The sequence below is a fragment of the Litorivivens sp. genome, from assembly GCF_041625495.1.
Classification (GTDB): Bacteria; Pseudomonadota; Gammaproteobacteria; order Pseudomonadales; family Spongiibacteraceae; genus Litorivivens.
On the sequence record NZ_JBFJTH010000070.1, the window covers coordinates 1 to 18,581 of the forward strand.

Annotated in this window: 21 protein-coding genes; 11 read left to right on the plus strand and 10 right to left on the minus strand. The window is 55.9% G+C overall.

All coding sequences use genetic code 11. From position 1 onward, the window contains the following. Positions 1 to 190: 190 nt before the first annotated feature. A complete protein-coding gene (locus ABYP39_RS09805) occupies positions 191 to 1,408 on the minus strand; it encodes a cytochrome P450 (RefSeq protein ID WP_372748157.1) in 1,218 nt (405 codons plus the stop codon). A gap of 212 nt (positions 1,409 to 1,620) precedes the next feature. Between ABYP39_RS09805 and gshA the strand changes: the two genes are divergently transcribed. The 5 genes from gshA to ABYP39_RS09830 are packed head-to-tail and all read left to right on the plus strand — an operon-like array spanning position 1,621 to position 5,332. Then, complete coding sequence (gene gshA, locus ABYP39_RS09810) at positions 1,621 to 3,174, plus strand: glutamate--cysteine ligase (protein WP_372782311.1); 1,554 nt, start codon at positions 1,621 to 1,623, stop codon at positions 3,172 to 3,174. Between the two features lie 6 nt (positions 3,175 to 3,180). Continuing rightward, positions 3,181 to 3,768, plus strand: a complete 588-nt coding sequence (locus tag ABYP39_RS09815; RefSeq protein ID WP_372748159.1) for an ACP phosphodiesterase — start codon at positions 3,181 to 3,183, stop codon at positions 3,766 to 3,768. A gap of 11 nt (positions 3,769 to 3,779) precedes the next feature. Further along, on the plus strand, positions 3,780 to 4,280 hold the full coding sequence (locus ABYP39_RS09820; RefSeq protein ID WP_372748160.1) for a disulfide bond formation protein B: 501 nt from the start codon (positions 3,780 to 3,782) through the stop codon (positions 4,278 to 4,280). A gap of 7 nt (positions 4,281 to 4,287) precedes the next feature. Then, positions 4,288 to 4,632 carry a CidA/LrgA family protein gene (locus tag ABYP39_RS09825; protein ID WP_372748161.1) on the plus strand — a complete coding sequence of 115 codons (345 nt, stop codon included), beginning with the start codon at positions 4,288 to 4,290 and terminating at the stop codon, positions 4,630 to 4,632. A 4-nt stretch (positions 4,633 to 4,636) separates the two neighbouring features. Further along, complete coding sequence (locus ABYP39_RS09830) at positions 4,637 to 5,332, plus strand: LrgB family protein (protein WP_372748162.1); 696 nt, start codon at positions 4,637 to 4,639, stop codon at positions 5,330 to 5,332. On the opposite strand, the gene ABYP39_RS09835 is transcribed toward ABYP39_RS09830, so the two are convergent. Genes ABYP39_RS09835 through ABYP39_RS09855 form a run of 5 tightly spaced genes read right to left on the minus strand, consistent with a single transcriptional unit; the run spans position 5,301 to position 10,718 of the window. Continuing rightward, entirely contained in the window at positions 5,301 to 6,248 is a 948-nt protein-coding gene (locus ABYP39_RS09835; protein WP_372748163.1) for a MarR family transcriptional regulator, read from the minus strand. The genes ABYP39_RS09830 and ABYP39_RS09835 overlap by 32 nt on opposite strands. Next, entirely contained in the window at positions 6,238 to 7,581 is a 1,344-nt protein-coding gene (locus tag ABYP39_RS09840) for an MFS transporter (RefSeq protein ID WP_372782312.1), read from the minus strand. Before ABYP39_RS09840 ends, ABYP39_RS09835 begins: the two co-directional genes overlap by 11 nt. 54 nt (positions 7,582 to 7,635) lie before the next feature. Then, complete coding sequence (meaB, locus tag ABYP39_RS09845; protein ID WP_372782313.1) at positions 7,636 to 8,586, minus strand: methylmalonyl Co-A mutase-associated GTPase MeaB; 951 nt, start codon at positions 8,584 to 8,586, stop codon at positions 7,636 to 7,638. After that, complete coding sequence (locus ABYP39_RS09850) at positions 8,586 to 8,981, minus strand: cobalamin B12-binding domain-containing protein (protein WP_372748166.1); 396 nt, start codon at positions 8,979 to 8,981, stop codon at positions 8,586 to 8,588. Before ABYP39_RS09850 ends, meaB begins: the two co-directional genes overlap by 1 nt. Before the next feature lie 27 nt (positions 8,982 to 9,008). Beyond that, positions 9,009 to 10,718 carry a methylmalonyl-CoA mutase family protein gene (locus tag ABYP39_RS09855; RefSeq protein ID WP_372782315.1) on the minus strand — a complete coding sequence of 570 codons (1,710 nt, stop codon included), beginning with the start codon at positions 10,716 to 10,718 and terminating at the stop codon, positions 9,009 to 9,011. 157 nt (positions 10,719 to 10,875) lie between these two features. On the opposite strand from ABYP39_RS09855, the gene ABYP39_RS09860 reads away from it, so the two are divergent. Genes ABYP39_RS09860 through ABYP39_RS09880 form a run of 5 tightly spaced genes read left to right on the plus strand, consistent with a single transcriptional unit; the run spans position 10,876 to position 14,659 of the window. Next, on the plus strand, positions 10,876 to 11,550 hold the full coding sequence (locus tag ABYP39_RS09860) for a DNA-3-methyladenine glycosylase I (protein ID WP_372782317.1): 675 nt from the start codon (positions 10,876 to 10,878) through the stop codon (positions 11,548 to 11,550). A 20-nt stretch (positions 11,551 to 11,570) separates the two neighbouring features. Next, positions 11,571 to 11,987, plus strand: a complete 417-nt coding sequence (locus tag ABYP39_RS09865; RefSeq protein ID WP_372782319.1) for a hypothetical protein — start codon at positions 11,571 to 11,573, stop codon at positions 11,985 to 11,987. 12 nt (positions 11,988 to 11,999) lie between these two features. Beyond that, positions 12,000 to 12,428, plus strand: coding sequence for a hypothetical protein (locus ABYP39_RS09870; RefSeq protein ID WP_372758860.1), 429 nt, complete (start codon positions 12,000 to 12,002; stop codon positions 12,426 to 12,428). An 18-nt stretch (positions 12,429 to 12,446) separates the two neighbouring features. Further along, on the plus strand, positions 12,447 to 13,325 hold the full coding sequence (locus ABYP39_RS09875; protein ID WP_372782321.1) for a hypothetical protein: 879 nt from the start codon (positions 12,447 to 12,449) through the stop codon (positions 13,323 to 13,325). Then, on the plus strand, positions 13,322 to 14,659 hold the full coding sequence (locus tag ABYP39_RS09880) for an MFS transporter (RefSeq protein WP_372747431.1): 1,338 nt from the start codon (positions 13,322 to 13,324) through the stop codon (positions 14,657 to 14,659). Before ABYP39_RS09875 ends, ABYP39_RS09880 begins: the two co-directional genes overlap by 4 nt. On the opposite strand, the gene ABYP39_RS09885 is transcribed toward ABYP39_RS09880, so the two are convergent. After that, positions 14,629 to 15,126, minus strand: coding sequence for an NUDIX domain-containing protein (locus ABYP39_RS09885; RefSeq protein WP_372747430.1), 498 nt, complete (start codon positions 15,124 to 15,126; stop codon positions 14,629 to 14,631). The two genes, ABYP39_RS09880 and ABYP39_RS09885, sit on opposite strands and share 31 nt — an antisense overlap. A 98-nt stretch (positions 15,127 to 15,224) precedes the next feature. On the opposite strand from ABYP39_RS09885, the gene ABYP39_RS09890 reads away from it, so the two are divergent. Continuing rightward, positions 15,225 to 15,995 carry an SDR family NAD(P)-dependent oxidoreductase gene (locus ABYP39_RS09890; protein ID WP_372782323.1) on the plus strand — a complete coding sequence of 257 codons (771 nt, stop codon included), beginning with the start codon at positions 15,225 to 15,227 and terminating at the stop codon, positions 15,993 to 15,995. Between the two features lie 16 nt (positions 15,996 to 16,011). On the opposite strand, the gene ABYP39_RS09895 is transcribed toward ABYP39_RS09890, so the two are convergent. The 3 genes from ABYP39_RS09895 to ABYP39_RS09905 form a co-directional block, all read right to left on the minus strand. Next, complete coding sequence (locus ABYP39_RS09895; protein ID WP_372782325.1) at positions 16,012 to 16,692, minus strand: NAD-dependent deacetylase; 681 nt, start codon at positions 16,690 to 16,692, stop codon at positions 16,012 to 16,014. Then, positions 16,693 to 17,583: a TIGR03620 family F420-dependent LLM class oxidoreductase gene (locus tag ABYP39_RS09900; RefSeq protein WP_372747427.1), complete on the minus strand. Its 891-nt coding sequence runs from the start codon at positions 17,581 to 17,583 to the stop codon at positions 16,693 to 16,695. 95 nt (positions 17,584 to 17,678) lie between these two features. Continuing rightward, positions 17,679 to 18,581: malic enzyme-like NAD(P)-binding protein (locus ABYP39_RS09905; protein WP_372782327.1), on the minus strand; the 903-nt coding region annotated here is incomplete at its 5' end.

The window sequence follows — 18,581 nt, forward strand, 5'->3', positions numbered from 1 at the left end:
GAATACCCGCTGACGCTGGTAGGCGAGGTCAAGTGGACCCGACAGGTGGGAAATGAATACCAGTCAGGGGTAGAGCTTTATCCATCGCGCGAAACGGCACAGAGCCAGTGGGCAGATAAAGTACTCAAGCACGGCTTGCGCGAAGCCGCCAATAGCTAAGGCCGACTAGCCCAACCAGTGAACAGCCGCGTTAGCGCGGCTGCAGCCTCACAGGCATATCTTTATAGCCATTCACCAGATTTGAGCGAATACGCTTTGGCTCTCCGGCCAACTCGGCACCACTAAACAGCTTGAAGAACTCCTCAAAGAAAATCCGGGCTTCCAGTCGCGCCAGATTAGCGCCCAGGCACAGATGTATGCCGTGCCCAAAAGCCAAGTGGGGGTTGGGGTTTCTTGAGATATCAAACGTTAGCGGGTTTTCAAACACGCGCTCATCAAAATTGGCCGATGAGTACAGCATCACCACTCGATCATTTTCCCGGATTTTCTGGCCCCGCAGCTCGGTATCGCAGGTTGCTGTACGCCGAAAGTAATGTAGCGGCGTTGACCACCGCAGCATTTCCTCCACCGCTGCCGGCAGCTGGTCCGGGTTGGCCTCCAGCTGGCGATACAGCTCAGGCTGCTTCAGCAGCTCATGCATACCACTGGCAATCATCGAGCGCGTGGTTTCATTGCCGGCCACCGTGATCTGGATAAACAGCGAGGCAAACTCTTCGGCGCTGACCTTGTGACCATCTACTTCGACGTTGATCAGCAGGGAAATAAGGTCATCGGCGTCGCTGTTCTGACGCTCCGTAGCCAGCTGATAGCCGTACATACCCATTTCCATGCTGATCTGCTGGGTTTCTTCCGGGCTTGCGCCCAAGTCCGGATCACCGGCAGATGTCTGCATATCCGACCAATGACGGATTTGCCCCCACATATCGCGCGGCACACCCATCAGGCTGCAAATAACGGCGGTTGGAAGATTGCCTGCAGCATCAAAGACAAAATTGCACTCGCCTTTGTCACGCGCGATATCCCGCGCAGCCAATAGCGATTCACGCGCAATTTCACGCACCATCGGCTCCATCTTCACCAGCATTTTTGAAGTAAATCGCTCTATCACCGCACGCCGAATAGGCCCGTGGTTAGGAGGGTCCATTCCCAGCAACTGGCCCTGCGCCATGCCGAGTATTTCAGGCGGCAGTTCGTCTACCATGACAAAGCCGCGTTGCGCCGAAAAGGTCGCATAGTCACGAGATACCTGTCGCACATCTTCATAACGGCTGATCACCCAGTAACCGCCCCCGTCAGGATGCTTGTGCCAGAACACCGGTGCTTCATCACGCAGCCGCCGGAATTGCTCATGAGGTACCGCCGCCACATAGTTGTCGGGGTTGTAGATATCAATCTCGCTGAGTTGCATGCTACGTCCTTACTACCGTCTGATTATTCGCCGTGTTGCATTATTCGTCATCGCTGCGGCACAGCCATGACCATTTCTTCATATTCCGTATTATTTCCCTGTCCAGCAAGCCAGGATGCTGACATAAACGCACCACCGTCCTGCCAATTTGCAACTTGTACGCGCCTCTAGCGGCGATTACACTTGCCAGCCGCCCCGTTGAGGAATACCCATTGTCTAGCACCCAACCTCACATACTGGCAGCTTTAAATCGCCACGTCGCATCATTGCGCGGTATTCGTCGCGGCATTGAAAAAGAAAGCCTGCGTATCAATACCGCCGGCGAGTTGGCCCGCACGCCCCACCCGAGCGCGTTGGGCTCTGCCCTGACACACCCGGAAATCACCACCGATTTTTCCGAGGCGCTGCTCGAGTTCATTACGCCAGTCAGCACCAGCATTGACGACACCCTCGATCATCTCGACCAGATTCACCGCTGGACTTATGCCAACCTTGGAGAAGAAATGCTGTGGCCCGGCAGTATGCCTTGTCTGCTAGGTCCCGATGACAGCATTCCGGTAGCGCAGTACGGCAGTTCCAACGTCGCCCGCATGAAGACCCTGTATCGACTGGGCCTGGGCCAACGATATGGCCGCCGCATGCAAACCATCTCTGGCATACACTACAACTTTTCAGTGCCGGACGAGCTGTGGCAGTGGCTGGCCGATGCCAATGGAGAAACCGTCACTCAGGATTTTATTACTGACCGCTACTTTGGCCTGATTCGCAACTTCCGCCGCCTGTCTTGGCTGCTGATCTATCTGTTTGGCGCCGCGCCGGCGGTGTGTAGTTGTTTTCTCGAAGGCAAATCTCATCAGCTTGACCGGCTCTCATCAGGCACGCTGTATAACCCCTACGGCACCTCGCTGCGCATGGGTGATTTCGGCTACCAGAGCGCTGCGCAAAGCTCGCTGAACATCTGTTACAACACGCTGGAAAACTACATCCAGACCCTAAAAAAGGCGATTCAGACGCCCCACCCTGACTACGCCCGAATTTCGCAAAGCGAGCAGCTCTCCGCAGGGCTTCTGCAGATAGAAAATGAATTTTACAGCCCGATTCGACCTAAGCGGGTCACCCAGTCTGGTGAAATTCCGTTGGGCGCACTGCGTCGCGGTGGCGTGGAATATATCGAAGTGCGCTGCGTAGACGTCAACCCGGAAAGCCCGCTGGGAATCCGACGCGAACAGATCGAGTTTCTCGACACCTTCCTGATTTACTGTCTGATCAGCGACAGTCCACAGTGCAATGAAAAGGTGTACCGGGAAATCGGTGACAACCTTCGCCAAGTGGTTGAGCGCGGCCGAGAGCCCAACCTCAATCTCCATGACCACGGCCAAGCCCTGACCCTTCAAACCTGGGCAACCCAGATTTTCGACGAGCTCACCCCCATTGCCAATGCCTTTGATGAGGCCTGGTCTGGCAGTCGCTACGGCGATTGCCTCAGCCACTGGCGAGAGACTGTGGTACAGCCAGAACGCACACCATCGGCGCGTATGCTCGAGACCCTGCGCGAACGTGACCTGTCATACTATGGCTATATGATGGAACGCGCCGAAGCCCACCGGGATTACTTCCAGCAACCGGCGCTGAACAAAGAGCAGCAGCTTAAAGCCCGCAGTATCAGCGAGGAATCGCTGGTGGCCCAGCGAAAAATTGAAGAAAGCGATGACGTCGATTTCGATGACTACCTGCGGCACTACTACGAGCAATACGAGACCCTGTAATCAGCGGTGAACTATCTAGCGCACTTTCATCTGGCGTGCCACGCTGCCGGCAGCGACGATCCGCACCCGCTGGTCATTGGTGGCCTGCTGGGTGATTTTGTCAAAGGCCCGCTGCGCGGCGAATGGCGCGACTGGGAAGCGGGCATCGTCCTGCACCGACGCATCGACGCCCTGACCGACAGCCACCCCGAGGTGATTGCACTGCTCAACACCCTCCCTGCCAACTACCGCCGGTACGGCGGCATCATGCTGGATGTGTGCTTTGACTATTGCCTCAGCCAGCACTGGGGGAACTTTCACCACACAACGCTGCCACACTTTTGCGCGCAGATGTACCAGCGGCTTGAGGCCGAACACCCCGCGCTGCCACCTAAGGCCAGGCAACAGGCACAGCGCTTGCAGCGCTACGATGTGCTCGGCAATATGGACAACTGGCAGACGGTTGCTAACATGCTCGCGCGAATCGGGCAGCGATTGCGCCGCGACAATCCGCTGGATAGCAGCGCCGCGGTTTTGGCAGAACGTTTACCCATTATTGAACAGCATTTTTTGCGCCTGTATCCCGAGTTGATGGATACCGTGCGTCAACCATAACGGAAACCACCATGTCGTCTACCGCCTCATCGATCAGCGCCCGCCAGCTCTACACCGCTTTGTTTCTGATCTGCGCTGCCCTGCTGGCTTACGCTCTGTATACCGAACATTTTCAGTACCTGATTCCCTGTGCCCTATGCATGACCCAGCGCTTTTTCTATGTCTGCCTCGGCGTGGCGGCACTCACAGCGGCCCTTCACAACCCGGGCAAAATCGGTCGCCGGGCATACGTGGCCCTCATGCTATTGGCCAGTGCAGGCGGTATCGGTACAGCCGGCCGCCAGGTCTGGCTGCAACACCTGCCCGAGGATCAGGTTCCGGCCTGCGGCCCCAGCCTAGAATATATTCTTGACACTCTGCCACTCACCGAAGCGTTCACCACGCTGATGATGGGGGATGGCAATTGCGCCGAAGTACAATGGACCTTTCTTAGCCTGAGCATGCCGACGTGGTCCTTGATCTGGTTTGTGGTGCTGGGTGTGGCGGCACTGGCCTCTCTAAAACTCCGATAGGCCCGTAGTGAAACTATCCGGCGTACTGACACTTTTGCTGTTTCACCTTCTCGGAGAGGCCATCGTGCGCCTCACCGGACTCGTTATTCCAGGTGCAGTCGTCGGCTTGCTACTGCTTTTTGCCACGCTGCTGATTCGCGGCGGCATCAGCGACTCATTGTCTTCGAGCAGCCAGACGCTGATCGGATTTTTACCGCTACTATTGATCGTACCCTCAGCAGGTATTTTCTTCCTGGGACGCAGTTTTAACGATCAATGGCCGGCATTTATCGGCGCGATCGTAGGAGGCACACTGCTAACGCTAGTATTCAGCGCGCTGGTAATGAGACTCCTGGCCGGGCGCCGAGGCTGACGCTATGACCGACCTCCTGCACTCCCCGTTGTTTGCCATTACGCTGGTGCTCGCGGCCTATCAACTCAGTAGCTGGCTCTATCGCAAGCTCAGGCAGCCGGCCTTTCTCCACCCCACCATCGCTGGCGCCATACTAGTGGCGGCCGCCGTGTTTACGCTAGACATCGACTTTGCGACCTTTGAAAACGACGCCCGCTGGCTCACATTCTGGCTGGGGCCGGCCACGGTCGCGCTGGCTATTCCCCTTTACCAACAACTGCCATTGATCAAACGTATGGCCCTGCCGATTGTGGTCACGGTTGCACTCGGGGGAATATTCGCCTGCCTGTCAGCCGTTTTTCTCGCCCATTGGCTGGGTGGCAGCGAAACGACGGTACTCTCTCTCACGGCGAAATCTGTCACCACGCCCATCGCCATCGGTATCAGCGAAAGTGTTGGCGGTCTGAGCAGCGTCACCGCTAGCGCTGTTATTCTTACCGGCATTGTCGGCATTGTTTTCGTCAATCTGGTAATGAGAATTTGCGGCGTAAAGGACGATCGCATTTGGGGCTTCGCCCTTGGCCTGAGTGCCCACGCGATCGGTACCGCACGCGCCTTCGAACGCAGCCCGGTTGCCGGAGCGTTCTCCAGCCTGGCGTTGTGCCTGACCGGCAGTTACAGCGCGATATTCATTCCACTGGCATTGCAGTATATTCGCTAGCGTCGACTGACAATGCGCCATTGAGGCGACGCAACAATACCTCAAATTCCTGCAGCGCTGCGGCACCGATTCTCTCTGCATAGAGCGCTAACACCGCCTCACACCCGGCCACCACCGCCGCCAACCACCGCTGGCCCTCAGTGCTAATAGAGAGCTCTTTGGCGCGACTATCGCGAGAACTTTCCTGAACGTTGAGCAACTGTTGCCGCACCATGCCTCGCGTCGTAAGACTAACCGCCTGTACGGTGGTTCGCTGCGGCTCGGCCAGCGCCGACACGGATAGTGGGCGCGGCGCCAGATAGTAAAATTGGTTTAACACCGGACGACTCAATGCAACGTCTACGTCACCGGCCACCTGCTGTGTCAGCCGTTGTTCAAAATCCAGCGCCAATTCCACCAGCAAACGGCCAAAATGGAGAAACCGCTGCGCATCACCCGCCGCCTGCATCCGCTGGCGGACACCCAATGACGACGTCAGCTCATCCAGTATCGTGTACAGCCTCGCAAATTCCGCCTCACCCAGCAGTTGACGGTAATTGCGCCGGATATCGTCTACCACCCGATTCGAAACGCTAACCAAACGCTCTCCGCGCAAACTGAAGCGTACTATCCGCGAGCGTCTGTCTTCTAAACCCACCACCACACTGAGGTAACCCAGCTCCTCGAGCTGACGCACCACCTTACCGATACTCTGTTTGCTCTGCCCCGCCCGCTTTGCCAACACACTTACCGTGGCACCATTGCCATCAAGGTGTCTCAACACCGCGCCATGAGAACGCTGCACATCGCCAAAACCCAGCTCACGATATGCCGCCAGAAAACGGCTTTCGTAATCTTCTACCACCAAAAACAGAATCACGCCCAGCGCTTTTTCCCGGTAGCGTTCAAGCAGCATGGACAGCGTATTATCGGGCATAGGTAAGATCGTCTTGCGCAGGGCTTTCGGGGTTCGCAATGGCATAGTTCGGCGCTATTTTATAGTGCGGCCAGGCCACCGTCACCGCCACCAGCGCCAACGGCAACAGCACCAGAGCCGCCAGGCTGAGCGACCAGCCTAGTGCCGACGGGTCCCGCCACACGAAGTCGGTAACTGCTGCCACCAGTGGGGCGCCGCTACCGTAGCCCAGTAAATTAACAAACAGCAGAAAGTACGACGATAATTGGGCACGCTTTTCATTAGGCGTAATCACCTGTATCGAAGCTACGCTAACTGCTGCCAGTGACTGAGTGAAAAATACCGCCAAACCAATCAACACCAACACCGCCACTGGATCAGTGAGCAAGGGCAGCGGCAATATCGCCAACAATGTGCCGCTCATGGCCACCCGCATAACCCGCAAATAGGTGATCTGCCCGAAGCGCGGCTGCCAATGCGACGCCAACAATCCGCCGCCAAGCACCCCGGCGCTGGCTGCCACTATAAAAACGCTGCCAAACCGCGCCGCTGCCTCCGGTGGCGTAAACCCGAACTCGCGCATCAGGTAGACCGGTGCCCAGACAATAAAGCCGGAGCTCATCGCAGTCGTCGCCGCAATGGCGATAAAAATTCCGAGATAGAGTCGCTTGTGGCTGAGCAGGAATACAAACGTAGAGCGCAGCTGCGCGGCAACCGATTGCGGGCGGGTATCCAGCAAGCCTTTGCGGACCGGTTCTTTCAGCGCAAAAATAAACAAGGCCAGCAGTAGCCCGGGCATGCCTGCCATCATAAAGGCCAGCTGCCAGTCGGCATAACCTGCCAGCCAGCTGATCTCACTGCGATCCCACTGCGCCAGCGTTGTCAGGAGGTATCCACCCAACAGAAATGCCAGACCACTACCTACCGTTCTGCCCATTGAAAACACCGCCATTGCCGTGGGCAAGCGCTTACGGTCAAACACATCTGCTAGCAGAGAGTATGCCGCAGGCGCCAGCGCGGCTTCACCCACGCCCACGCCAATGCGCCCCAGAAACAACTGCAGGTAACTGCGCGCCAATCCACAGACCACAGTCATCGCACTCCACACCACAATGCCGAGACCAATGATACGGGTGCGGTTCCAGCGGTCAGCTGCAAGCGCAATCGGGATTCCAAAAAGTGCAAAGAAAACGCCAAAGCCGAGACCGTGGAGCAAGGAAAACTGAAAGTCTGAGATCCCCAATTCCAACTTGATAGGCTCAATGAGCAGCGCGATGATCTGCCGATCCAGAAACGACAGCATGTAAGCGAAGAACAACAGAACAACGAGGTACCAGCCGCCTTGCGGTTTCATGCGTATCCCCTGGCTAGCCATGTACGACAATGCAGGTCTGTAGCTGCCAAAACCTTAGTTGTCATGGTGTTGGCGACGAAAAGCATCCACGATATCCGCCGGCTGTGCCTCGCCTTGCATCAATGCCTTAAAGAATGCTGTTCCTGATGTTCCCTGTACAAACGGCACCAGCCAGTTCTGCCGCAACTCAATGTTTAACAACAGCTCAGAAAAGGCGCGTAACTGCAGGCTGCGGCGTGCTTGCGCCTGCGGGGCATCTAGCGCAGCTTCCAGAGCCTGCACCAGCACCTCGACCCCCTCACCACTGACAGCATTGGTTCGACACACTGCCGTAGCAAACCCGGTTTTGTTTTCCCTGTCATGGGCTTCAAGCTGCAGCACTTTTTCTAGGGCACGTACCCCATCTACATCGCATTTATTGATAGTGAATACGTCGCCCACTTCCATCACGCCCGACTTGATACCCTGCACGTGGTCACCACCGCCGGGAATGAACACCAGTGTGCTCACATCTGCCACCCGCACAATATCCAGCTCGTTCTGGCCAATACCAACGGTTTCGATAAAGATGCGATCAAAGCCGGCAAACTTTAGTAGCTGCGAGGTGATAAAAGTGGTTTCGGACACACCGCCCAGCTGCCCCTTGGTAGATAGTGAGCGTACAAAAACACCATCGTCCAAGGCGTGATCCTGCATTCGCAGACGGTCACCCAGTACCGCGCCACCGGTTTGAAGGCTGCTGGGATCAACGGCCAGCACAGCAACATTTTTACCGGACTGACGATAGTGGCGGATCAGCTGATTGAGCAATGTGGACTTGCCCGCGCCCGGCACACCGGTAATGCCGATGCTATTCACCGGCTGCACCGAAAATATCCTGCGCGACAGACTGAGCAGAAAATCCGGCGAGCGCTCGATCGCGGTAATGGTTCGCGCCAGAGTGGCGGCGTCCCGCGCGCGGATCGCCGTTTGCCAGGCGTCATCGAGCACAACCGGACGCCGCATCAGGCGTTCACTGCACTGCGCAGATAGGCGGCGATATCATCCATATTGGCGCCCATGGTAAAAACCTGATCAACACCCAGCGCCTTGAGCGGCTCGATATCTTCCTCCGGAACAACGCCGCCGACAATCAGAATACGGTCGTCAAGATCCAACTCACGCATCCGCTCAGCCAGCACTTTCAGGTGTGTCATGTGGCCACCAGACAGGCAACTCACGCCTATGACATCAACGTCTTCCTGCAGTGCAGCATTGGCCACTTTCTCCGGCGTTTGTTTGAGGCCTGAAAAGATGACTTCAAAGCCCCGGTCACGCAATTCTTTGGCAAGCACCGTGATACCGATGGTGTGGGTATCAAGGCCAATTTTGGCCAGCAAAATTCTAATCGGTTGGGTCATGAGTGTTCTCTATTTTCGCGAAAGCTGTTACAGCGTGGGCGTCAACGCATTCGGGTCGTACTCACCAAATACATCGCGCATGGCATCGCACAGTTCACCGTGGGTGGCATACACCTCCACCGCTTCGAGCATTGGCTCCACCATATTGGTATTACCGCGCGCCGCCTCGCGCACCTTTTCCAACACCCGCTCCACCGCCGCGTTATCACGCTTGGCCTTTATGCGATTGAGGCGCTCGATCTGACGGGCCTCGGCGGCTTCATCGTGGCGAAAAATCTCGATCTCTCGCTGCTCGTCTTTTTTCACCAGGTAGTTCACTCCTACAAACTTGCGCTCCCCACTGTGAAAATCGCTGTTCATGGCTATCTGCTCGTTAGCCAGCTCGCTCTGAAAGTAACCGGCTTCAAGCGCACCCAAGGCACCACCCATGGCTTCAATTTTTTCCATCTCAGCAAACACGGCATCTTCCAGCCGCTTGGTCATGTACTCCACATAGTAAGAACCTGCTAACGGATCAATGGTGTCGGCCACCCCCGTTTCCTGAGCAACAATATGATGGATATTGGCACCAATGGTGATGGCATCTTCACTAGGCAGGGCGTGAGCCTCATCGTAGAGCGGCGTATTGATGGTGTGGGCGCCGCCGCCTAGGGCGCAGGCCAGCATTTCGATACCGAGCCGCGCAATATTATTCAACGGCTGCTGTAAGGCCATAGACATGGTGCCGGGTGAGCTCATCAGGCGCAGCTTCAGGGCTTCCTCAGCGCTCGCACCATAGGTTTCCTTCATCAGGCGCGCCCACACTTTGCGATAGGCGCGCAACTTGCCAATAGCTTCGAAAAAGTCCATATCGATACCGGTGATAAAACTCACCATCGGCGCCACGTCGTCAATTTTGTGGCCGCGCGCCAGCAACTCATCGATATAGGCACGCGCCATGGCAAAGGAGTAGGCGATTTCCTGCACCGGGTTACCCCGTGCAGCGTAGATCTGCGCACCGACAATATTCAGGGGCATCCAGTTGGGATGATGCTTCATGCAATATTCAATGACATCACACGCCAAGCGCAAACCGTGCTTTGGTGGGTAGATATAGCGCCCAACGCAGGTGTACTCAACCAAGATGGTGTTGGGCATCATCAACCGGATATCTTCCAGCTTTTTACCCTTGCGCTGCAGGGCCTTAATCAGCATCGCCAGATTCACCGGTTGTGGGGCATTGCATACCGAGGTGAGATTCTTGAGTTTCTCCAGCGGGAAATTGAGAGCATCTTCCATGTCCTGCAGCGTATCCAACGCCATACCGGCACGACCCACTTCACCGCGGCACAACGGGTTGTCGGAGTCATAACCGTTGGTGGTAGGCAGGTCGTATTCAATGATGATGGAATCCAGCCCCTGATTGACCATGTACTCCCAACGCTTGGCGGAGTCTTCGGCGCAGCCAAAGCCACTGACCTGGGTCATCGCCCACAGGTCGCCGCGATAGCCCGCAGCGCGGGTTTCCCGGGTGTAGGGATAGGTGCCGGGCAGACCAAGATCCTGATCCGGATCAAAGCCTATCGCATCCAAATCGGCCTGGGTGTAGAGCGGTTTAATGTCCCAGCGCAGACTCTGGGTTTTAAACCCGGTCTTACGCTCGCCGTGTTCGGCAACAGCGGGCTCGTAATACTGCGTGCGCCACAGGGTTTCGCTGTCAGAGTTAAGCGCTCCCACGTTGTCCGATGATTGCCCCATAGTGCCGCCCTTCGCATTTAGTAAACCTTCTTTAATATAAAGCAGGATTAGTTTATCCGCAAGACAACTCGCCACCCCGACCAACCGGCCCGAGATCGACTTGCCGCTGCCGAAGCCCCCCGCTATCCTCGCCGTTCACCGACACCTGGGAGCGACCATGCCCACACTGTTTCAAAGCTGCTACCAACGCGCACTTGACCACCAGGGCGGCGAAGACGCCCTGCAGGCACAATTGCCCAAGGCCAAAACAGCCCGCCAACTGGCTAACGTGGGTGACGACCGCTATCTGGCGGAGATGGCAGCCTGCATTTTTCGTGCGGGTTTTGTCTGGCGAGTGGTACAGAACAAGTGGGACGGCTTTGAAGAGGTGTTTAATGGCTTTCTCCCCATTTGGGTGGCTTCACGCTCCCCAGAACAGCTGGAAGAAATGGCCTCAGACACCCGCATCATCCGTAATTTGAACAAGGTTAAAGCGGTTCAGGATAACGCCCTGCTGGTGCTCGACCTGCAACGCGAATACGGCAGTGTCGGCAAGTTTCTCGGGCAATGGCCGCAAGACGATGTCATTGGCCTGTGGCAATACCTGAAAAAGCACGGTTCGCGCCTGGGCGGTAACAGCGGACAGTATTTTCTGCGTTTTACGGGCAAGGACACATTTATCCTGAGTCGCGATGTTTGCGCAGCGCTCAAACTCAACGGCGTGATCGACAGAGACAACCCGACCGCACAGCGCGATCTTCGCAAAATTCAGGACGCGTTCAATGCCATGCACGCCGAGAGCGGCTGGCAGTTGTGCCAGCTAAGCCGTATGCTGGCAATGTCCATCGGTTAGACAAATTTTTAGAGGTTGATTTGCATCCAGTACTCCTTGCGTTCGGCTTGAGACTTGCTTTGTTGCATGGCTGTTCCAGCGCACCCAGCAAAGGGGGCGTCGACGAGCGCTTCCGAACCAGTATTCTAGACAACGGCACCAAACTGTTTTTCTATGAATTTTCACGGGGAGAAAAACTTCGCACCCTGCTACCCTATGACCAATCTGGTGGGTTTACAGACGGCCGCGACGTGTACAGCGCCGAAGAATTGCGCAAGAAAAACCAGCGCTACCTAAATAGCGCAGTTGCGCGCAAACTGGAAGAAACCGGCTATTGCCGAGAGGGTTTCTACACACTTGACTCCCTCGTCGGCTACGCCAATGCATCACTGCGTGGTGAATGCCGAGAGGCGGCAACAGCCGAGGATCGCTCCCGATTTGCCGCAGACGGGAAATAGAAGGAGAGGGCATTGAAGGCACATACCGTTATTATGCTGACCTTGTGTGGGCTGCTGCTTGCCTGCAGCAATAGCCAGTTGCGCGACGACGAAACCGAAACCTTTCAGCCGCGTATTCTGGCTGATGGCAGCAAGATGTTCGATTATCGGCTAGATACCCCCTCCAGCCAGCCGCAAAAACCAAAACTCGTTTTCGATGCCAACGAAACCCGCGATATGAACAGTCCGCCAGAAATGGCACCCTACTCCGCAGAAAAGGAAAAAGCCCACATTGAAACCCGGGTGCTGAATCTGATCGACGAAAAAATTCGGGTGACCGGTTACTGCCGACAAGGCTATGTTGTGGTCAGACAACAGATCGGCTTCAGTCAATCGCTTGTCACCGGTGAGTGCAAGGAAAGCGCCACTGACGAGGATCACCGCGCCTTTATACGCCAGTAGGCCAGCCGGGAGCACCCATTGACCGCGAGACTCGAAGAGCTCAACCGTTTTGCCGCCGATCACCAGCTACCACCTGCTTTTGTCCATTTGGCCCAAACGCACTATTTCCCTCTGCTTGACTGGCTGAGCAATCATAAGCGCAGCCCTCACTTGCTGGGCATCAATGGCTGCCAGGGTTCGGGAAAATCCACTCTCGCTGACTTTCTGGCCCGTTTTCTGGGTGAGGAGCACGGCTGGAATGTTGCCGTGCTGTCTATCGATGACCTCTACCTCACCCGCGCCGAACGCCAATCGCTCGCGCAAACCGTTCACCCGCTGCTGCAAACCCGGGGCGTGCCCGGAACCCACGATGTGGCGCTGGGCATGAATATTCTCGACCGACTATGCGCACAGCAGCGCGGCGAATCCACCGCCATCCCCCGCTTTTACAAAAGTTGCGATGATCGCGCACCGGCTCACACCTGGCCCGCAGTCACCGGCAAAGTGGATATGGTCATACTCGAAGGTTGGTGCGTAGGCTCCCGGCCCCAGCCGGCGCAAGCACTGAAAACACCGGTCAACGCGCTTGAAGCCGAGGAAGACCCTGAGGGTCACTGGCGGGCATTTGTAAATCGCAGTCTGCAAAATTACCAGCAACTATTTCAGCGTTTGCATACAATGGCACTGTTGAAAGCGCCAGACTTCAGTTGTGTGTATCATTGGCGACTGGAGCAGGAGCGCAAGCTTGCTTCGCGCAATCCCGACGGCAAAGGGCTGATGAGCGCCGACGAGATTGCACGCTTTATTCAGCACTATCAACGCCTCACAGAGGCCAACCTCTCCGACCTGCCACATACCGCAGACGTCGTCTTAGAGTTAAATCACGAACACGGAATAGATCGCGCTTACTATCAATGACTAGAATTGTCGTCGCCTTATCATCCCTGATTCTCAGTGTTGTGCTGTTCGCCAGTGGCAATGCATTCGTAAATTCTTTGCTGGGCGTACGCATGAGCCTGAGCGGTATCGACTCCATGACCATTGGTTCGGTGCTATTTTTCTTCGCGCTCGGCTTTGTAATTGGCTCGCGCGTCTGCCAGCGAATCATTCAACGTGTTGGCCATATTCGCGCCTTCGCCGTATTTTCCGCAGCTATCGCCATAGCCGCGCTGATTTATCCCATGTGGCAATCTGTTTGGCTTTGGAGCGTGCTGCGTTTTTTCAGCGGCATCGCCGCTGCAGGCCTGATCATGACCGTGGAAAGCTGGTTCAGCTGCGTAGCAACCGAAGGCAACCGCGCACGCCTTTTTTCTATGTACCAGATCTTCTTTTATTCCGCAGTAGCGGGCGGCCAGCTTCTGCTACAGGTGGCCCCGCCAGAATCAGCTGTCCCCTTCAGCATCGCAGCAATACTGCTGGTGGCATCGCTGATCCCGCTCGCCATGAGTCATATGCACTCTCCAAACATTGAAGCGGTAGAGGCTCTACCCATGGTGGAGGTCTATCGAGAAGCACCACTGGGCGTTATTGCGTCACTGCTAAACGGCGTCGTGATGAGCGGTTTCTATGCGATGGCGCCGGTGTATGCCACAGGTACCGGCCTCGATGTCGAACAGATCTCCGTGTATATGGCGGTGGCCATCCTCTCGGCAATGATCATTGCCGGGCCCATCGGCTATTTTTGCGACCGCCATGATCGCGCCCGGGTCATGCTGGTAGCCACTCTCATTGCCGGCCTCGCAGGCGCCGCAGTTTTTCTGATTGGCGACCTGAGTTTTCTCTGGCTATGCGCCTTTACGGCAGTATTTTTTGGGCTTGCGGCCTCGATCTATTCGATCGCCGTGGCCATCACCAATGACCGAATGACACAAAACCAGATTGTTGCCGCCAGCGCGACCCTACTGACCGCTTACGGCATTGGCAACCTGATTGGCCCACTGCTGAACGCGGGTGTTATGAACGCTATTGGCGCCAACGGCTTCTACGTAACCAATAGTTTACTGCTGGGATTGCTGGTGGTTTTCATCTTGCGCGACCTGCAGCGAGTACCGGCTTTGAGCCCGGATGAGCAAGAAGATTTTGTCGCCGTATCGCCGGATGTCTTGCCAGTCATGGTTGAACTCGACCCCAGGAACGAAGAATACGACGAAGATGAGAAAACTCTCGACGACCTCTTCTTCGACCCTAAGGAAAGCGATCTCGAAGAAGAAGCCGAAGCAGCTCAGAAAGCCAGTTCGGGGGTAATCCCCTGAGCGGCAAGCCAATCGTTGATAGCCAGGCCAGTGCCCATACTCCAGCCCTTTAACTCATTCACTGGCACGATCTTATAGTCATCCAGCTCATGATTGAGTTTGATCTCGCCGGCAGCTTTTATGTGATAGGCAATGATCACCTGATTCTGCTGTGGAAAGGCATAGACACCTACCAGTGAGGAGTCTAACGCGTGCAGGTTAAGCTCCTCCTTGGTTTCTCGCTTGGCACATTCCAGCGGATCCTCACCCGCCTCGAGAAAACCAGTAATAATGGAATAGAAGGTCTTTGGCCAATTCACGTTATGCGCGAGCACAACACCGCCTTCCACTTCCACGATCATGGCCACCACCGGCGTCGGATTATTCCAGACCACAAAGCCACACTGCTTGTCCTGGCAGCCTTTGCGAATCTCACTATCGATCAGCACTTCTCCCAGCGGGCTGGCACATTGGGGACAATAGTTCATTGGTAACCTCTTATGCTTTTACGTGTAGGGGGATTTTGCCACAGTGGGCGATCGTGAGACTATTTTCGTCTTTGAACAACGCTGACAGGATACACATTATGGAACTTGGACTAACCGGTAAAACCGCGCTTGTTACCGGGAGCCATCGCGGCACGGGTGAAATTATCGCCAACACCCTCGAAAATGAGGGAGCAACAGTGATTCGCCACGGGCTCAAGGATGGCGATCTCGACGGCGCCACAACCGGCGTCTACGGCGATATCGCCACGGAAAGCGGCTGCGCACAGGTCATTGAACAACTTGCTGCGCTGGGGCAACGAGTCGACATTCTGGTGAATAACTATGGTACAGCGAGCCCCGGCAAATGGGGGAAAACCCCAGAAGGTGACTGGCTCGATATGTATCAGAAAAACGTACTGTCAGTGGCGCGGCTGTGCGACGCACTGGTACCGGCAATGAAAGCGGATGGCTGGGGGAGAATTGTCAATCTGGGAACGATTGGCAGTCATCAGCCTAACCGCATCATGCCTCACTACTACGCGGCCAAGGGCGCGCTGGCCACCATGAGCGTCAGTCTGACGCAGGAACTCAGCAACACCGGGATTACCGTCAATACCGTTTCGCCCGGTTATATCCGCACACCCGAGCTGAAAGCTGGCTTTCGATTGAAGGCAGAAAAAAAAGGCTGGGGCAGCGACTGGATCACAATTGAGCGCAAAGTGGTTGAAACCGAGTTTCCAAATCCCTGCGGGCGGCTGGCCACCCGAGAGGAAGTCGCGGATCTGGTGGTTTTCTTATGCAGTGAGCGGGCTGCATTTATTAACGGACAGAATATAAGAATCGATGGCGGAGCTATACGCTACGTGTGAGGAACCAATTCTCCAATCAATTCATCCAGGATTGCAGCAAAGGCGGTATCTGCTCGGCAGCAGTTCCCTTAAGCCACACAAACCCGTCTGGCAGTGAGTCGACCTCCGGAGCAATCAGGTAGCGCTCCGTTTTATCGGGAGCCAACGTAATAAAACCCGCCGCAGGATAGACTGACAACGAAGTGCCCACTACCAGCAATTTGTCTGCCTGCGCAATATGGTTGCATGCCTGATCGGTGTTATGCACTGACTCACCGAACCACACAACGTGCGGGCGCAATTGCGAGCCGAGCTCGCACAGATCCCCGAGCTGTATATCACGCTCACCCAATGGGTAGACCAACGTTTCCCGTTCGCTGCTACGCGCTTTCATCAGCTCCCCATGCAGATGAATCACGCCTCTGGATCCTGCCCGCTCGTGCAGGTCGTCCACATTCTGGGTGACAATCACAACCTCGTGATACTGCTCCAGTGCCGCCAATGCGCGATGTGCCGCATTAGGTTGAACCCGACGCAACAGCTGACGGCGCTCGTTATAGAAATCCAGCACCAGCTGCGGGTCTCGAGCCCACGCTTCCGGTGTGGCAACGTCATACACGGAGTGATTGCGCCACAGGCCATCAGCGCCGCGAAATGTCGGCAGGCCGCTTTCGGCGCTTATACCCGCCCCACTGAACACCACAACCTTTTCGCGCATTTATTCTGTCGCCAGTGGGGCCAGTTTTTTCAGGGTTTCCATATCAAAGCCGGTTTCGCCATCCTTGCGCAGGGCCTGAATACAGACATGATCGGCGCCACACCGCCAGTGTTCTCGAATCCGTGCCGCCAACGCATCCTCATCACCCCACGCCACAATGGCATCCACCAACCGGTCAGAGCCACCGTCGTCAAAATCTTTTTCTTCAAAGCCCAGGGAAAGTAAATTGGCGCGATAATTTTGCAGGCTGATATAGGTCGCCATATAGCCTCGGGCGATACGGCGCGCCTCCGTGGGGTCGGTTTCGAGCAACACCATCTGTTCCGGAGCGAGCAGCTTGTCAGGGCCGAGTATTTCGCGTGCGCGGCCGGTATGCTCGACCGGCACAAAATAGGGGTGAGCACCGTCGGCTTTTTCGGCCGCCAGCCCCAGCATGTTCTGACGCAGCGCCGCCAACATTAGCAGGCCCTGTCGCTCAGGCTGCGGGCCTGCGAAGAGCGCGCCCTCCATCAACTCCAGGTAGCGGCGCATGGTAGAAACGGGCTTACCGTAGTCATGGTGACGAAAGGTGCTAACCATTTCTGGGTGCGATACGCCAAGTCCGAGTATCAATCTGCCGCCACTGAGCCCATCCAGGGATTTACGCACTGCCTGCATAGCCATCGCATCGCGGGCATAAATATTGGCGATTCCTGTTGCCAGTTTCAGCGTGGAGGTTTTCTGCGCAATGACGGCGAGGGTAACAAAAGGATCGTTGCCTACGGCTTCAGGCACCCAGAGTGCTGAATAGCCCAGAGTTTCTATGGTGTGAGCAAACTGAGCAGCACCATCAAACCCAGCGTTATCGACCCAGGCCCAGACACCCAGTTTGCCAAGCGTCGATTTGGCCATAGCATTCTCCTTGTCGCAGTCAAAGGAGAAACGCTATCGCGCTTAGGTCTTAGTGGCAAGTGCCCCCCTCGCGTTAACGCAAGGGAGCACGCAGATCAGAGAGGGTAATGCTCGGGATAGGGCAATTGCGCCACACCGGAATCAACCGCTGCTTGCGCGACCGCAGCTGGCACCTTCGACAACAAACGCGCATCGACGGGCTTCGGGATAATGTAATTAGGGCCAAATTCAAGAAGGCCACAACCACAGGCATCAATTACTTTTTGCGGTACGGGTTCTTTAGCCAGATCACGGATGGCATGAACCGCCGCGATCTTCATCTCTTCATTGATGCGACGGGCGCGAACATCCAGCGCACCACGAAAAATGAATGGAAAGCCCAACACATTGTTGACCTGATTCGGGTAGTCAGAACGGCCAGTGGCCACAATAATATCGTCGCGCAGTGCGTGCGCCGTTTCCGGTTTGATTTCCGGGTCGGGGTTTGAGCAGGCAAAAATTATCGGCTTGGGCGCCATGGACAGCAGCATCTCGTCACTGACCAGATCCGGGCCCGACAGGCCGACAAACACATCTGCGCCATGCATGGCATCGGCCAGCGTGCGGGCATCCGTATCGTTTTCAAACTCTTCTTTGTATTCGTTCAAGCCTTCGCGGCCGGGATAGATAACGCCGCGACGGTCTATCATGAAAATATTATGGTATTGCGCGCCCAGACTCACCAATAAGCGCATACAGGCAATCGCTGCTGAGCCGGCACCGAGACAGACAATTTTTGCCTCTTCGATGGTTTTACCCTGAATTTCCAGCGCGTTCAGCATACCTGCCGCCGTCACGATAGCGGTGCCGTGCTGGTCGTCGTGGAACACCGGAATGTTGCACTGCTCAATCAAAATGCGTTCAATCTCGAAACACTGAGGCGCCTTGATGTCTTCCAGATTGATCCCACCAAAGGTATCAGCAATACGCACGACGGTGTCGATGAACGCCTGCGAGTC

What these genes read in the sequence shown, in the direction of transcription:
- ABYP39_RS09805 (WP_372748157.1), bottom strand. Translation starts at nt 1,408, where the DNA reads ATGCAACTCAGCGAGATTGATATCTACAACCCCGACAACTATGTGGCG.
- ABYP39_RS09820 (WP_372748160.1), top strand. Translation starts at nt 3,780, where the DNA reads ATGTCGTCTACCGCCTCATCGATCAGCGCCCGCCAGCTCTACACCGCT.
- ABYP39_RS09830 (WP_372748162.1), top strand. Translation starts at nt 4,637, where the DNA reads ATGACCGACCTCCTGCACTCCCCGTTGTTTGCCATTACGCTGGTGCTC.
- ABYP39_RS09835 (WP_372748163.1), bottom strand. Translation starts at nt 6,248, where the DNA reads ATGCCCGATAATACGCTGTCCATGCTGCTTGAACGCTACCGGGAAAAA.
- ABYP39_RS09840 (WP_372782312.1), bottom strand. Translation starts at nt 7,581, where the DNA reads ATGAAACCGCAAGGCGGCTGGTACCTCGTTGTTCTGTTGTTCTTCGCT.
- meaB (WP_372782313.1), bottom strand. Translation starts at nt 8,586, where the DNA reads ATGCGGCGTCCGGTTGTGCTCGATGACGCCTGGCAAACGGCGATCCGC.
- ABYP39_RS09850 (WP_372748166.1), bottom strand. Translation starts at nt 8,981, where the DNA reads ATGACCCAACCGATTAGAATTTTGCTGGCCAAAATTGGCCTTGATACC.
- ABYP39_RS09855 (WP_372782315.1), bottom strand. Translation starts at nt 10,718, where the DNA reads ATGGGGCAATCATCGGACAACGTGGGAGCGCTTAACTCTGACAGCGAA.
- ABYP39_RS09860 (WP_372782317.1), top strand. Translation starts at nt 10,876, where the DNA reads ATGCCCACACTGTTTCAAAGCTGCTACCAACGCGCACTTGACCACCAG.
- ABYP39_RS09880 (WP_372747431.1), top strand. Translation starts at nt 13,322, where the DNA reads ATGACTAGAATTGTCGTCGCCTTATCATCCCTGATTCTCAGTGTTGTG.
- ABYP39_RS09885 (WP_372747430.1), bottom strand. Translation starts at nt 15,126, where the DNA reads ATGAACTATTGTCCCCAATGTGCCAGCCCGCTGGGAGAAGTGCTGATC.
- ABYP39_RS09890 (WP_372782323.1), top strand. Translation starts at nt 15,225, where the DNA reads ATGGAACTTGGACTAACCGGTAAAACCGCGCTTGTTACCGGGAGCCAT.
- ABYP39_RS09895 (WP_372782325.1), bottom strand. Translation starts at nt 16,692, where the DNA reads ATGCGCGAAAAGGTTGTGGTGTTCAGTGGGGCGGGTATAAGCGCCGAA.
- ABYP39_RS09900 (WP_372747427.1), bottom strand. Translation starts at nt 17,583, where the DNA reads ATGGCCAAATCGACGCTTGGCAAACTGGGTGTCTGGGCCTGGGTCGAT.